The organism is Nocardiopsis sp. NRRL B-16309 (assembly GCF_001279585.1).
In the GTDB taxonomy this organism is placed as follows: Bacteria; Actinomycetota; Actinomycetes; order Streptosporangiales; family Streptosporangiaceae; genus Nocardiopsis.
In genome coordinates, this window is the sequence record NZ_LGEC01000126.1 from 157309 (window position 1) to 171907 (window position 14599).

Here is a 14599-nt window from a genome sequence, read left to right on the forward strand (position 1 = left end):
CGCTTCGAACTGTCGTGATGTAGGTATGACACGGACACACGACGCACCGGACCGGGCTATGAAGAACGAGGAACAGGGGCCGACGGAGGCCGAGATCGAGGCATGGCAGCGAGAGGACTTCTTCCTGCCTGCGGACGAGGCCACGCCTGAGACACATCCCTCCCTCTACAACATCTCGGCGGGACTGATGATGTTCACTGGTGTGGTCCGCCCTTTGGAACCCCAGCTTCCCGACTATGTCACCATCCCGATGGTTCATGCCTCCGCGGAATTGGTCGTCCAAGTCAGCAAGTGGAATGTCCTCTGGGAAGCAGGCCAGTTCCGCCGAAGGTTCTTCAGCGGCGACGACCTCCCCGAGCCGATCGCCAAGATCGCCGAACTTGGCGACATCAACACGATCCTTGTCCCGCATACCCGGTCTCGGTACTTCGAGTATGCACCGCTGCTTCACCTGTTGCCGAAGGCCACCTTGGATCGCTTTGGTTTGCCCCTCTTGCGCCGAGGCCAGTGGCCGTTCCTGGCAGACCACAGCGATGCTGACCGCTTTCTGCCTGCGGACTTCGAACAGCGCCTGGCGAAAGCATGGGCATGGTCGGTCTGGCCGAACATCAACTCTGGCTCACCGATGCAAGCGTTCTCCGGCGATGATCCGATTCGGGTGCTATCGCACAACCTCAACTACTGGATCCCGCCGGTCACGAAAGTCATCCAGGACACTCTTGGGCAGTTCCCAGAGGTCGATGAGGGTAAGACGGTCGGTCCGGTTCCTCTTGAGGACGGGAGTTTTCTTCCGGGTGCCGTTACAGGAAATCCGCGCCAAGGCGGCTCCGTGTGGACAGGGAGGGAGGAGGCTGTAGAGATGGTGGCCGCCACGGTAGAAGCAGCTGATGCAACCGGCCACTTGAGAGACATCCTGGACGCCGTGCGTTCCCACCGGGTCGAGGATGACTTCTCCAACCGGTGGTCGTACGCCCGTGAAGACTTCGAGCGTAAGCTCTACCGCAAACGAAGCAAGGTGCAGGTCCGCTTCGTGGAGTTGACCGACACCATCCCGGTGCAGGGCCCTGAGAGCGATGTCTTGGGCAAGCTCGTCACCAGCGACTTCCTCGCACTCCTGAACGAGAAGCAGCGGGAGGTCGTCGTCTTGCTCAGTAGCGGATTCCGCCAGCACGAGATCGCCGAGAAACTCGGCTACGCCAACCACAGTCCGATTTCCAAGCGACTCGCCCAGGTCCAGCGGAAGGCTGTGGAGTTCTTCGGGCTGGACAAGTGATGGCAGGACATCTGTCGGTGTCTCTGGTGGGCGCTGTGCCGGCGTGCGCTAACGGCGTAGGCCAGCCAAAGCAACGGAATCGCGAGTGCCTTCCAGGATCTGATCGGTCTGTGCCACGTGTTGACTCCGGCTGTCGAGGACGCGATGGACTCAAAATTTTTCGGGGAAATGGGCAGAACGGGGGACACAGACGGCCCCGCGTTCTATGCTGGCATGTGGTCGGTTTCGTGAGCCCACACGGAACTGGCCCAAGCATGACGCGCCGACCCGACACCCGGCCTTCGTGGTTGAGACCGACACCGCCCGACTGAAGGCTGCGTCTTCGTGTTGGCACGCTCTTAACCGATTTTAGAAGGCTTCGTCATGCTTAATTACCTCGTTCTCTTCCTGCTTTCCCTCTTGGCTTCAGTCTTCGGCGTTTTAGTCGCTCGGGAATCTGAGCAACCGTGGGGGGTATCCCTTCTTACAGGGTTGGGCCTGTTCCTCGGAGCGCTTGCAGCTTTTGCCTTCGTGGTGTAGCAATCCATCGCTGCCCTAGTCGCGCGGTTGGGTTGTGCATGGTGTGATCAGGGCAGAAGTGCTGCGCCGGGTGTGATGCAAGATCCGTGGCGACCCTCTGGCCAAATGGGACAGAGCATCTCCGGCCCGTCGCCAGGCGGTCGGTTTGCGTCGATCCGTTCGGGTCGGTCTTGGGCATGCGACGGCCCCCGGTCATCGACCGGGGGCCGCATGTGTGTTCATGGCGCGTCAGCGGCGGTGCATCTCGGCGCTGCTGAGGAACGCCGCCCATTCGGTGAGCCCGAACCTCAGGTGTCCGAGGCCGGGGTTCTGCGAGTCGCGTACCGCGGCACCGCTGGGCACGTCGGCGACCTCGACGCAGTTGTTTCGGTCGCCGCTGTAGCTACTCTTGCGCCAGTTCTGCGGGCTCTGCATCTCGGTCCTCTGACTCGGCTATGAGCTGTTCAAGGAAGTCAACGGACTCGGCGGCGCTGAGGGCAGCGTTGCTGATCAGGCCGAACGCGACGTCGTACCGCTCGATTTCGTCCGGTTGCTCTAGGAACATGCTAGCGGCGTAGGTCTCCGCGTAAGCCAGAGAGGGATCCAGGGGATGCGGGAAGTCCAGCAGGACGAACGAACCGTTCATCCCGGCGTGGTGGCCGGCTGAGAACGGGAGCACGTTGATGGTGATGTTGAGGCGAGCGGCCATGTGTACCAGGTGGCGAAGCTGGGCGCGCATCGCTTCGGGATCACGGGTCGGGCGCCGAAGGGCGGCCTCGTCGATGATCGCCCAGTAGCGGGGAGGGTCGAAGCGGTTGAGGATGTTCTGCCGCTGGATTCTCGCGTCAACGTTGCGGCGCACGGCATCGCCATCACGGACTTGACCACCACGGAACACGCTCTCGGCGTAGTCCGGATGTTGAAGGAGGCCGGGGATCACCTGGCACTCATAGGTCCTGATCACCGATGCCTCGGCCTCGAAGTCCGGAAGCGAGTCCGTGAACACGCCACGGTACGGCGCGCGGGACCACCAGCCGCGTTCCTTGGAGTCCTTCAGAAGCTGGTGAAGCTCGGACCGGCTCTCGGGGTCGGCCACGCCGTGCAGGTCTAGAAGGCTGTCGAGATCGGTGGCATTCAGGCGCCGCTCTGCGTTCTCGATCTTGGACAGCTTCGGGGAGCCCCAGCCGAGGGCCTTCGCTGCTTCAGCCAGGGACTTTCCGGTTGCCTCCCGTGCCCTGCGCAACTCTGTGGCGAGTCGGCGTAGCCGGACGGTGGGGCTGTGGTCGCGTCGCATGTCCCGCAGTCTAGACACTTCGAATCATGGCAATTTCCAGTTTTCCGCTTGTGTCATGGCAAGTTCCGTTGCATCATGGCTGTACCTAAGGATGGCCACAGAGAGTGAACTGACATGACACTTTCGATGCTCAACGCTACAGGGAAGACACTTGCCCTAGCAGTGGATCAGGGATCCCGCCACACGGCGCGGGTGGAGGACGTGGCGTCGTTCGGCACTGCCTTGGCGCGCCGATCGCACTCCAACGGAGCAATGTTCCGCCGCGTGGACCTGATCCTGTCGACCGTGTGGCTGACCGTCGACATTGCCGCCTACACCGTCCGGCGTCACCGGTCGCGCCGTGTGCGCCGCTATGCCGATCCGGGTTCCGCCTGGCCCTCCGTCGTCACAGGGCCCGTTTCGCTCATCCGCCCCCGGGAGGCGGTGGCGTGATGGCACCCACAACGGTCTGCGACATCCATGAACTCGCCGACATGCAGACGCTGACCACGTGGGCTCATGAGCACCGCACCCACGTGCGGTACCTCGGTTCCACGTTGGAGGGCGAACCGCTGTGGGGCGCCACCCAGGGGCCCGCCACCCGCGTGGCGCGCGGACACCGACCAGACCCTCACCCGCTTCCCCTCGTATGGAAGTCGCCCCTCGAACACTTGGAGACCAGTGGTGAGTGATCCCTGCGACTTCGCTTTTGACACCCTCGATCCTGAGTCAACCGAAGTGCAGACCCTCTCCAACCTCGCGGACACGGTTGGACTGGCCTTGATCGCATCTCCCAGACCCGTGGCTGACGGCGACGTCGTCGCACAGCTCCAAGCCGTCATCCGCGCGGCCATGGACTGATCCGTCGGCCCCGGAGTATTCCCAGGCTTCGCGGGCACGGCACGCGGCCGCGTACGCGCGGCTCCACTGACGCACTCGTCTCAGCGCACGGGAACGTGTCACCACCCCCGAGTTTCGCGCCCGCCACAGAGCGCCTGGACAGGAGCGCGGTCATGGACGGCGCAACCCCGTGTACCAGCCCGCAAGGGCACGACTACATCCCGGACCAACCCCCGATCCGCCATGGCCGTACCGCTACGGCCACCTGCAAGTACTGCAAGAACACCATCACCGCGACGCGGTGATCGCCTCTTCCCTCTGGAGGACGTTCCCGTGGCACCTGACCGCTCGCCGATACTCCTGCTCGGTACGTCGGAACGTGTGGGATCCAACTGGACTATGGACGCGCTGCGACACGCGACGATCCAACACAACGAGCCCCTCCGGCAACAGTTGGGGCCGGAACATCCCTACTCTCCCCTGTCCCCCGCTCCGAGCGATCACACGATCGCGTTGCTCTCCCCGATCGCGGTGCACTGGTTGAAGGCGTTTGTTCGAGGCAAGCACCAGGGCGGGCCGCACGTGATCAAGGAGACCAACCTCTACTTCACGACCGACAGATTCCTGGGGCTCTTCCCCGAGTCGCCAGTGCTCGTGCTTTCCCGCTCCCCGTTGGGGGTGGCCAGCTCGTTCAGTCGAGGAGACCTGTGGCGCCGCTGGAGGTATGGCGATATCTACCGACGAATCGCCGCCATGACTCACGATCCTGCACGCAACCAGTGGGCCAGACTGGTTCCCGACGACAGCCCTGTCGCGCCTGTCGCTCTGACCCGCCTCATCGCCTTGAACACGGGCTTGCTCGCGGAGGCCCTGTCCGAACGCGAACACGGACACATTTCCTACGAATCCGCTGTGCTCGATCGAGACGCCGCCATGAGTCCGGTCGTGCGGCTTGTGCCCGAAGCCAGACGAACGGTGTCCCCCGGGTTCGAAGCCAACCAACCCGTGGTGGACGGCACCTTCGCCACCAACCGCACCAAGCACGAGCTTGTCGTGGGGCTGAGTCCAGATGAGGTCGAACTCGTCAACGCGGAGACCGAACGCAACGCGGCCTTGTTGCGCGACCTGTTGACGCCGTCAGCCGCCGACCGTGCCACCCGTTGGCTGGCGGGGGCGGACCGTTACCGACGCGACGATCCTCCGACTCGCGGATCCAGGAGTCCGCGAACGCCCGTCCCGCTGCTGACATCTCCTCCCAGTCCCGCCTATGTCGCGGCCACGCCGGACGAGCTCCGTTGGCGCAATGTCCTGGTGACGAACGCCGAGATGTGCGGGCTGCTCAACGGCCTTACCGCCGCCGAGTTGGATAACACGACGGCCGGTGTACACCTTCTCGCGATCGTGATGCCGCACGAACGCGGTGGCCGGCTGCATTCAGCCAAGGAAGGTTGGCGTGTCAGTCCTGGCTTCGAGCACCACCCGGCCTACTGGGTCACCTGGATCGGTGCGGCTGCCTATGCCCTCTCCGTAGGGGCACGACTGCCCACCCGGGAGGAGATGGACATCCTCACCGAAGGCGTACAGGCGAGCAACGCCGCCTACTCGGTGGGAGACGTGACCCCGGTCGCCGAGCCCGGCTCCGGTGCGGACGCGGTGCACCACCGGGTCGGCAATCTCCAGGTCTGGTGTGCCAACGGGCCGGGCAGCGAGCCGTCGTGGGCACCGGTGACGCGCTATCTCCACGGAGCGGCGTGGAACACCCCGAGCAGCCGAGAGGAGGTGAGTCGATCTCGCTCCCGACACCTGCTCGGAGCCTCACGCGGGGTCGGTGTTCGCCTGGTCCGAGACCGGACGACCGGTCCGGGTCTCCCGCTGGAGGAGATCGCGGATCGCCTGCGCAGGTGGATGGAAGGTCTCGGTCGGACTGACCGCTGCTTGAGCGAACACGACCAGCGGGTGATCAGCGTCCTGTCACAGCCCGATCGCTGACTTCGGTCCCATGTAGGAACCGGCTCCGGGGAACCCGTCCTCGATCAACTGGACGAAACGCTCACTGAATCCGAGGTGGGGAAGGTCCCCCGTTTTCACGAATTCCACGCCTCGGATCGGACGGGAATCGAGTCCTTCCGTTATCTCACCCAGAGATCCACCCAGGCGGCGAACTTCGAAGGTGATGTGTACGACGTGCAAATTCTTTTCCGGGACGATGTGGTCACACAGGTACAACAGACGTCCCACCTCGACCTCGACGCCGGTCTCCTCGTGCATCTCGCGCACCAGAGCGTCGCCGAGCTGCTCGCCCTCCTCAACTCGCCCGCCGGGCAGGCTCCACCTGCGAGGGCCATCGGTGTCCTGGTCCAGAAGCAGTACTTTTCCGTCCTCCACGAGGAGGCCCGTCACTCGCGTATCCATACCCGCACTCTAGCGAACGGAATGGAACCATGGAGCTGATCGAGAACCAAGGCCGAACAGAGGTGGTGATCGCTGCCGGTGGTCTGGGAACACGGCGAGCAGAATGGTCTCGCTACCTCCCCAAGGAGTTCTACCCGGTGCAGGGAATTCCAGGAATAGTTCATGTCCTGGACGAGATCGCACAAATGGGGTGTGTGCGGGCCGCGATGGTCCACCATCCCTACTACGAGCACTTCATACATGCCTGGGCCAGCCGGGCTCTGGTCGATCCCCAGGGGTACGCCCGAGCAGCTGAACGGCCTCTTCCTCGTGGTCCACGCTGGCCTGACCTCGACCTGAGGTTCACGGCGCAGCAAGGTCCATACAGCGACATCACCTCAGTCCTCAACGCTGACGCCATGCTCGACCATCCCCACGAGCTCTATGTCGCCTACGCCGACAACCTCTACCCCGAAGACGACCCGTTGTTGAGGCTGCGTGACACGGACGGAGGTACGTCGGTGATCGTGCGTCCGTACAACCGAACGGAGGCTCCGAGCCGCGGAGTGATCGTCTGCGACCGCGGGTTCATGGTGGACCTGGTGGAGAAGCCGGACGAGTGCACGGCACGTGACCTCGAACGCGAGCACGGTCCGGACTCGCTTGTGCTCTTGGAAGGACGGGCTCGTACCGACCGGTCGTTCCTCGACTTCCTGTGGTCGTACCGCCCCGGCCACGCCATGGAACCGAAACTATCCCTGGCCCTGTCGGTCTACGCGCGTACCCATCCGGTCCGCGTATGCCACATCAGCTCACCAGTGACCGACCTCGGAGCCCCAGCGCCGTGAGAGCGTGGCCGAGTCCCGTGGTGCGTGTCTCGTGCTGGTACTGCCAAAGCCTCCATCGCCCCCCCGGAACGAAACAACGGACGCCATGGCTAGCAGTCGGGTTAGCCAAGGGCTGGTTCTTCGTCATCGACCCCATGGGCGCCTGGCTCTGAGCGGACCAGTGCGGGCCGCTCTGTCCCACAAAGGCGGGCAGGGCATCGGAGCTGTATACGGGAAGTCGGCAACTCCGTGAAGCGGTGACGCAGGCGGGCTTGCCGACCCGTCCCACCTGTGGCCGGGGCTTGCCGACGCGGTTTGCGGATTCTGTCGGCAAACCGCTGTGACCAGAACTGGTGTCCTTGCCGACGGGCGGTGGAACGCAGTGGTACGAGGTCGGCCCATGGTGGTACGCGAGCACGGCCAGTCCGGTACACCCATGGACACGACCGCGCAGCAGTATGGTTCGACGGCCAGGCGCGGGGCGTTCTTCGAACGCCGGGCGTTCGCGGCCGTACAGGCATGGCCCGAGAGCCTGTTCAAGGCGTGCCACCTCTCGCGCGCACTGGTCCGTCTGGACCATGTCACCGGAGCGGCTCTGGACCGCTCTCGTCGGGGCCTTCTCCCGAGGTTGCCGAAGCCTGCGTCAGTCGGCCCCCGGGCGCAGGAGGACGTGAACGGTCACCTCGCTGCGCCCTGACCGAGTAGCCCTGCGGGCAGCAATGCCGTGGGGAGTAGACGCCAAGAAGTCAACGCCGTCAGCAGGGTTGACCTAAGGGTTCGAACAATGGTTGACCCCATGATTGACCGGGCGCTACATGTATCACTACATGAACGGGTTCGGCCTTTCCGAGACGGCCGGACGCGTAAAAGCCTGACGCAGCAGGAGATGGAGCGTCGTCGGCAAACTCCGACATCTTCTCTCTTCCCTAGACAAGAGAGAAGCATCTTCCATCTTATGCCTCCTGTCTTCCTCTGCTCCGCCTGGATCGTACCCTCCCTGTCTACCTGCGGTGCTTTCCAACGTTCCAGGCCACGGTGACCTACCTTCCGCCCGGTCCCCCACGACCGTGATGGCCCCTCCAGCCTCGCTGACTCTCACTCCCCTGCCTGAACTCCGCTCACCTGCTCGCCTATCCACCTTGAGCTGAGAACACCCGTACATGCTGCGTGCCTGAACCGGTGCCCGGCCGGGCCAGGAGGGCAGATGCATGGCTGGCGCGCCCGCCCCCGTGGGCCGCCAAGGCCCTCAGGCGAGCGCTGGGGCCTTGGAAGGGTCACCCCGGGGAAAAGGGTCGCATGGAGAAAGAAAACGCCTCAGGATTGACCTGGAAAGCGCTGGTCAGGATCTTCCTGAGCTCTTGGTGTCGCGGGTATCCCTTCCGGGCCTTGTGGTGATGCGAAACGGGGGAGTTCTCTCCCTCCCGGACAAACACGCCGCTCTCCCCAAGGGCTGGCTCGCGCAGTCGTGATGTGTCACATGCTTGCCTCCGACGGGCTTCCTCTTATGGCGCGATTTCTTTCCCCACACCGAGGAGGATGAGGGTTTGCCGATCCGCACCATCGAGGCCAGCGCCCTGGCCCAACACGCCCAGGCGGTGCTTTACCAGCACCGCCTGGCCACCAGCCACCAACTGGCCAGCATGCTCACCCCGGACACCACCTCGCGCCGGTACATGCTCCACGTCCTGCACCAACTGCGAACACAAGGTCTGGCCGACCGGGTGGTGCCCCCGGGCCGCCGACCGTACCGCTGGTTCCTCACCCCCGCAGGGGCACACGCGGTGCAGGACACCGACCAGGTACCGGTGCGCCCCTACCGGATGAGCCCCGAACGCGCCGCGGGACCACTCGCCGAGCACATGCTGGCGGTGGTCGAGACGGGCCTGGCCTTCCTCGAACACGCCCGCCTCCTGGGCGACGACTTCGAACCCCTGTACTGGATCCCGGAGGTGGCCCACCGCTACACCAAGGCCAACGGCAGGTTCGCCGACACCCACGTGATCAGCGACGCCCTGCTGCACTACATCGTTGTCGAACCCCGCGGTGTTCGCAGGCAGATCCAGTTCCTGGTGGAGGTGGACCGCGCCACCATGCCCGCACACCGGCTGGCGGCCAAACTGGTGGCCTACGCCCGCTACTTCGACCACCACCTCCTGCGCAAACGCAGGAGCGCGGCGGACGGGCCGGCACGCCCGGCGTGGCAGGAGCGCTACCCGCGTTTTCCCCGGGTGCTGGTGGTTCTGGACGGAGCCAACGAACGACGCCTGGCCAACCGTCGGATCGATCTGGAGGCCTATGTCCGGACTTCGCAGTATCTGATGGTGCCTCGGGCGGGGTTTGCGATCGGATGCGCGACGATGCCCGACCTAGTCGATCAGGGACCGCGGGCACGGATCTGGTCCAACCTGCTCAGCCCGTCGTGGGACCAGGAGCAATACACGGACTTCGCGTTGAAACCCACACCCATTGATCGCTAAGAACATTTGATTCTTTGCTTTGTGTTTTTGATTTTCTATTGTCAAATTGGGTGCGGGTGTAGTGTATTCGGATTCTCGCGCCCTCCTGGAATCCTAAAAATGACAACGAGGCACGGCTCTTTTTCCCCTGGGCGCAGGACAGATTCCACCCAGATGCTGTCGAATAAGTTGACGGCTCCTTCGGAAGCGACGGTTTTGTCGAGCGCGAGAAGAATGGCGAAGCCAGCGTTGGTGTTTTGGTATTCTGTGGCCTGGGAGACGTATTCACGCAGTGCAGTTTCGCTAGCGTTGTCTTCCTCTATCTTGCATTCTACGTTGAATTGCACGGCCCCAAATGAGGCGAGAATGTCGACTCTCCCTCCTGCCTTATCAATAACTTCTGAATTGACGACTCCAAAAAGCGCGGAAAACTGCAACACTTCACGGTAGTGCTGGTGGAAGAGGGCTTCGTCTACTTTTTGCTTTTTTCCGTCTTTATCTCTACTGCGGAGATACTCGGTGTAGGATCCACCCATTTTCCGGCCGATGTCATAGCACAAATATGAGAATCTTATCGTAGTTTCTACGAGGGCGGTGAACTCGTCAGCGATTCCAGGAATCCAGTCTCGAGATTTTTCTAGTTCCCTGAGGATGCGTGCTCTAAGGCGCCCATACTTGGGATCAGATATATTGTTGAGGACATCATCGTGAGTGCGCAAACTAAGTTCTAGTCTGTCGAGGAGATGATCAGGGGTCTGGTCAACGAAAACAGCGAAATCGTCTTTGAGTTGATGTGCTAGCTGATGCCAGCGTCGCACTTTTCCCTGATCATCCGCCTGCTGGCCACTTGGGCAACCGTTGGTCTTAGTACGATGGAGGAGAGCGGCGTGGAGTTGCTGAGCCGCTGGATCATCACGGATCTCCTCATCGTGAGTCAAAGCGTGCTGAAGAAATCGCTGCCGATGCTCGACCTGGAGGAAGGCGTCCTCGATAATAGGCGCTACTAAGGTTTCTGCGGCAGCAGCCGCAGTAGGACTCTTGAGCACGGTGACCGTGTTGTGCGCAGTGTACGCACGGAGCAGAGCGGTGAGAATACTTTGGCCACCGGCGTACCAGGGGTCATCTTGGTCAAGGTAGGCGGCAGCGCCGTCCAGCACGACCGTGAGTTCTGACCAGGCGATTACGTCGTTTTGGCGTGTCTTTGCCCAGGCCGGAGTATGGGTGCGATATCGCCAAGACCGGTATCGATGAAGAACTTCGCGCAGGGCGGATGCAGCAGTGCGGACGCGCGTTGGGGCATCAGGTGCGGAGAGGCCGAGTACAGCTTCGATAGCGGTGTGATAGAGATGAGCATCCAAACGATCGGGGTCAAGAGTGATCAGTTCGGCAAGCCGATTCTGAGTCTTGCGGAGCTGTTCGACCATGGGAGCGTACTGGTTTTGTTCCAGAGCTTGGCGCAGATCTCCTAGGGCAAGCTCAAAAGCCGCATCACGACAGGTGTGGTCAAGCATCAGACAGCGTTCCAGGGCTCCACGGAGGCCAGCACCAGGGTGATGGGCGTCGAGTACACCAAGAAGGCGGGGTAGGCGGATGGCCATGGCCTCCGGAAGTGCGTCTAGGTCCTCGGTCGCTTCGTCCATGGTGCCTAAGAGGCGGGCAGCGCTGGTAATACCAGCTAAGGTGAGCTGGACCAAGCAGTCTGCGGCTTCCACCCCGATCAGTGCCACGGCAAGGTCGTCGTCGGCATCCAGGGCTTCTCGAAGTCTAGATAGTAGAGATCGAGTTAATGGATGGCCGAGCGCAGATGCCAAAGCGGGGTGGTGAGTGAGGGCATCGGTAGCGCTGGCAAAAGCAGCATGGTTGCTATTCTCTCGGATGCCGCTTAGGACACCTTCGTACAGCGGCTGGCACGATTCGTCGCCCAAGGCGTCGAGTTGATGTGCAGTCACCTGGATGAGGTGATGCAGGAAGGGACCTTGAGCGAGATGTTCCGAGGCGGAGATTACTGCGTCGATGCCTCCCAAGTCGTCCACTGTCGGGCCAGCGCGCAACTGGGGGCGGGAGGCATGCGCAGCCCACTGCACTAGGCGCTCGTCAATCACGTGCATGATGCCTTGCCTCCTGCCATCGCCGAAGCCCCATGCTTAGGCTCAGAAGAGCTGGAGCTTGTCTGGACCGGTCACGGTACGATTCTCAGGGAAAAACTCCCATACAGCGTCATCGATCGATGTGATTATGATCTGGATACCGAGGTCATTTGCCGCCGTCTCGTAGAGTGTCTTGATTGCTTGGCGCGCGTTTTCACGGGAGAGTTCCTCGGCTGTGGGCGCGTCGATTAGAAGTAGACCCGGATGAGACATGATCCCGCGTTTACGTCCGATCTTGATCATCCCGACAACGGCCGCGATACGCACCCTTAGACGGTCAGTTGGGCTGAACGATTTGAAAGGGTGTTTGGCGCCTGTCTTGCGAGCGTTCAAGTTCCCATTCAGGCGAAGGTCGACACTGGACAAATTAGCCACGCCCAAGGCGCGAGCGGTGCTGACGATCTCGCTGTTCAACTCGGAGAATAGGACGTTGCTGTGGTCGGAGACCACCTGTGACAACACCTCGTCGGCTGCATCGAGGACGGCATCACTGTCATCAGTGTCCTCTTCGATTTCAGGCTGGTTTGTTGTCGCTGTGACATAGTCACTGACCACGCCTGGTAGTCCCAGTGCATTGCCCATCGCGACTGCCAAAGCCCCGTGCAATTGATGGACTTCCTCCTTGGCAGATTCGAAGATGGAATACCAGGCGCTTGAACGTGCTGTGGCAAGTACTGTGTTTGCCTGGTCGTACGCGATGCTGCTGATGTCACGTTTATTAGCGGCTGCCTCGGCAGCTTGGCGAGCTGTGGTTTCTGCTGCACGGGAGGCTCGCACCCGCTCTTCCAAACGGCTGATCAGTGCAACTCGTGCATCTGGATCGTCCGGTACCTCTGGCAGGGGGTTCGCGCATACGGAGCACCGATGCTCCTTCTCTTCCGCGCTACGCCGGTTATCATCGATGGCATGGTCACAGCGTGGACAAGATTCTGGATCAAGTGCTCCTAGTAGTAACCGAGCTGCGCTGCTTTGCTGATTCTGGCGAAGTGTCCTTTCGTCTTTCAAACGTGATTTGCGTGCAAGGGCGTGATTTTCCTCGGCCTCCTGGAGGGTCGCCTGCTCATGGGCTAGCTTGTGCGAGACGACGTCAACAGCGGAGAGCAGGTTCGCCAGGTCGGGCTGACCCGTTTCCAACGTTGAGACCCTTTCTTTCGCTGCCTCAAGAGCCTGGCGCAATGGTTCGATCTGTTGTTCCCGGGCTTGGGCATCCTCTCGGGCTCGGCGCTGTGTGCGATTGTTCTCCTGGTTTTCTTTTTTGCGGACTGTCTTGATCTGATTCAGTTCGGACGCGTAGGGGACGTCGAGAAATAGTTGCATCAGCTTCACAGGAAGCTGATTGTATGCCGTCGGCCCCAGCAGAACAGTGGAGTTTCCTGAGTTCAGTGCTATGGCGTAGAAGTAGCTTGCCCAGCCGTGTACCTGCTCTGCACTGTCGCGGTTACCGTCGGCGTCCTTCGGAGCACCGGGCTCAGCCGCCCAGAGGGACAAGGGCCTCAGCCCCAAACGATCGAGCATGAAGCGGTCGATAAGGTTCTTGACGCCGCCAGGCTCCGCCGCAGCCGCTATCCGTACGCCAGGTCCAGTTTCTTGTCGGCTATCGAGGGCAATGACGTGTTCGACAGTGTCGCCGCTGAGGAGACGACAGCTGGGGCGGCCTGGCTTTTCGAAGGTCAAGCGGATGGAAACGGCCACGCCGGCGACTTCGATGTCCGCGCGTACGTAAGTGAACCAGCCCACCGTCTCCGGCCGACGGAAGTCATCGAAGCCGTCCCCGCGTAGAGCGTAGCTCAACGCCCAGAGAATGCTCGACTTTCCGGCGTTGTTCAAAGTGCTGGCGATAGCCCATGGTCCCGGACCCATTGTCATATCCACGGTGAAAGCACCGTCATTATCGTCCGTGCCGGTCTTGTTACCTTCGCAGTACAGCCGGTGAACGATCAGTTGCCGTCGTGCGGGCAGAGGACTAGTAAGGTGAATGCCACGAGCCGACAGAACGCCGCGGACTCTTTCAGCGTCCGCAGTCGCTACTCGAGCGGCGATCTCTTCGTACAGCTCATCGTCGGATGGTATTGGCAAGGCCTCAGAGCTCACGCGACGTCCTCCTCTGCTTCAGCCCGCAGCCGAGCTAGACGTGCGCGGGCGTGGTTGGCTATCGATGGGATGGGCTCGTTTAGTGGTGTCTGGGCATAGTCACGCTGCAGGTACTGCCTTTTACGCAGAGCCAGGACGGTGTGCCCGGTGGCCTCGGCCAGCGCCTGGACGAGGTGCGCACGCTCCGTGTACCAAGCCAGGACCGGGAATTGCTTCGTGGCCTGGTCTGCAACCGCGCGCCCCTTGGCCGTGAGGTAGTAATTGTCCTGGAGCACCCGATTCGCGGTGCGTCTGGGTACGACCAGTACCAGTCGTGGAGCTGCCAGGATGCTCATTGCCTGGTCGATGTATTCAAACGCCCCGAACAAGTAGCGCAGCATGGGGATGGAGCAGATCTCCGGCTCATCCGAATCCAAGATGCTGGATGCCAGCTCGAGGTTGATGGGCTCCTCCTCACGCTCATAGTCGTTGAGGAGCTCATGGGCCAGGTAGTCCGGGTTGCGCAGCCAGAAGTCCAGCTTCTGCAGGCGTCCCTCTGCGCGCAGTACGGCAACAGCGTCTCGCGGTGCGTTCAGTTTCTCTGGTTCGTTCAGAGGTCCGGACACTGCCGCGATCAGCAACAGGAGCCGGATCGCGTCAGAGAAGCGATCTCCGTCGTCATCATCCACTCGTTCAGCATAATGGTCTATCGCTTGGTTACTCAATACCCTTGCATCGGATACTTGCAGCCAGGGGGCGATCCGGGGTGGCTGGGTGGTCCGTGCTTGCTGAAGAGCCTTGATCTAGACGTATAGGTTCGCTCA

Annotated in this window: 13 protein-coding genes; 7 read left to right on the forward strand and 6 right to left on the reverse strand. The window is 61.9% G+C overall.

Features of this window, described 5'->3' with window-relative positions; genetic code table 11:
* Window positions 1-58 precede the first annotated feature (58 nt).
* On the forward strand, window positions 59-1273 hold the full coding sequence (locus tag ADL05_RS27480; protein WP_197285951.1) for a sigma-70 family RNA polymerase sigma factor: 1215 nt from the start codon (window positions 59-61) through the stop codon (window positions 1271-1273).
* Between the two features lie 747 nt (window positions 1274-2020).
* Here the strand turns inward: ADL05_RS27480 and ADL05_RS27485 are convergent.
* Together ADL05_RS27485 and ADL05_RS27490 are read right to left on the reverse strand one after the other, a co-directional pair.
* The gene (locus ADL05_RS27485; RefSeq protein ID WP_053619919.1) at window positions 2021-2206 is read right to left on the reverse strand and encodes a DUF397 domain-containing protein; all 186 of its coding nucleotides are present in this window, start codon (window positions 2204-2206) and stop codon (window positions 2021-2023) included.
* Complete coding sequence (locus tag ADL05_RS27490) at window positions 2175-3065, reverse strand: helix-turn-helix transcriptional regulator (RefSeq protein ID WP_053619920.1); 891 nt, start codon at window positions 3063-3065, stop codon at window positions 2175-2177. The genes ADL05_RS27485 and ADL05_RS27490 overlap by 32 nt, the downstream gene beginning before the upstream one ends.
* 114 nt (window positions 3066-3179) lie before the next feature.
* On the opposite strand from ADL05_RS27490, the gene ADL05_RS30910 reads away from it, so the two are divergent.
* From ADL05_RS30910 to ADL05_RS27505, 4 genes are all read left to right on the forward strand, one after another.
* On the forward strand, window positions 3180-3497 hold the full coding sequence (locus ADL05_RS30910) for a hypothetical protein (RefSeq protein ID WP_156366075.1): 318 nt from the start codon (window positions 3180-3182) through the stop codon (window positions 3495-3497).
* Window positions 3497-3736 (forward strand): hypothetical protein, encoded by a 240-nt coding sequence (locus ADL05_RS30165; RefSeq protein ID WP_082376942.1) that lies wholly within the window; start codon window positions 3497-3499, stop codon window positions 3734-3736. The genes ADL05_RS30910 and ADL05_RS30165 overlap by 1 nt, the downstream gene beginning before the upstream one ends.
* Window positions 3729-3905: a hypothetical protein gene (locus tag ADL05_RS30915; protein WP_156366076.1), complete on the forward strand. Its 177-nt coding sequence runs from the start codon at window positions 3729-3731 to the stop codon at window positions 3903-3905. The genes ADL05_RS30165 and ADL05_RS30915 overlap by 8 nt, the downstream gene beginning before the upstream one ends.
* 378 nt (window positions 3906-4283) lie before the next feature.
* Window positions 4284-5873: a hypothetical protein gene (locus ADL05_RS27505; RefSeq protein WP_231640922.1), complete on the forward strand. Its 1590-nt coding sequence runs from the start codon at window positions 4284-4286 to the stop codon at window positions 5871-5873.
* Here the strand turns inward: ADL05_RS27505 and ADL05_RS27510 are convergent.
* Window positions 5856-6296 (reverse strand): NUDIX domain-containing protein, encoded by a 441-nt coding sequence (locus ADL05_RS27510; RefSeq protein WP_231640923.1) that lies wholly within the window; start codon window positions 6294-6296, stop codon window positions 5856-5858. The two genes, ADL05_RS27505 and ADL05_RS27510, sit on opposite strands and share 18 nt — an antisense overlap.
* A gap of 29 nt (window positions 6297-6325) precedes the next feature.
* On the opposite strand from ADL05_RS27510, the gene ADL05_RS27515 reads away from it, so the two are divergent.
* Together ADL05_RS27515 and ADL05_RS27525 are read left to right on the forward strand one after the other, a co-directional pair.
* Window positions 6326-7123 carry a transcriptional regulator gene (locus tag ADL05_RS27515; RefSeq protein WP_231640924.1) on the forward strand — a complete coding sequence of 266 codons (798 nt, stop codon included), beginning with the start codon at window positions 6326-6328 and terminating at the stop codon, window positions 7121-7123.
* A 1523-nt stretch (window positions 7124-8646) separates the two neighbouring features.
* Complete coding sequence (locus ADL05_RS27525) at window positions 8647-9579, forward strand: replication-relaxation family protein (RefSeq protein WP_053619927.1); 933 nt, start codon at window positions 8647-8649, stop codon at window positions 9577-9579.
* Between the two features lie 41 nt (window positions 9580-9620).
* On the opposite strand, the gene ADL05_RS30920 is transcribed toward ADL05_RS27525, so the two are convergent.
* The 3 genes from ADL05_RS30920 to ADL05_RS27550 form a co-directional block, all read right to left on the reverse strand.
* Window positions 9621-11582 (reverse strand): hypothetical protein, encoded by a 1962-nt coding sequence (locus ADL05_RS30920; RefSeq protein ID WP_156366077.1) that lies wholly within the window; start codon window positions 11580-11582, stop codon window positions 9621-9623.
* Window positions 11583-11708: 126 nt separating this feature from the next.
* On the reverse strand, window positions 11709-13796 hold the full coding sequence (locus ADL05_RS30925; RefSeq protein ID WP_156366078.1) for an ATP-binding protein: 2088 nt from the start codon (window positions 13794-13796) through the stop codon (window positions 11709-11711).
* The gene (locus ADL05_RS27550; RefSeq protein WP_053619932.1) at window positions 13793-14464 is read right to left on the reverse strand and encodes a hypothetical protein; all 672 of its coding nucleotides are present in this window, start codon (window positions 14462-14464) and stop codon (window positions 13793-13795) included. Before ADL05_RS27550 ends, ADL05_RS30925 begins: the two co-directional genes overlap by 4 nt.
* Between the last annotated feature and the right edge of the window lie 135 nt (window positions 14465-14599).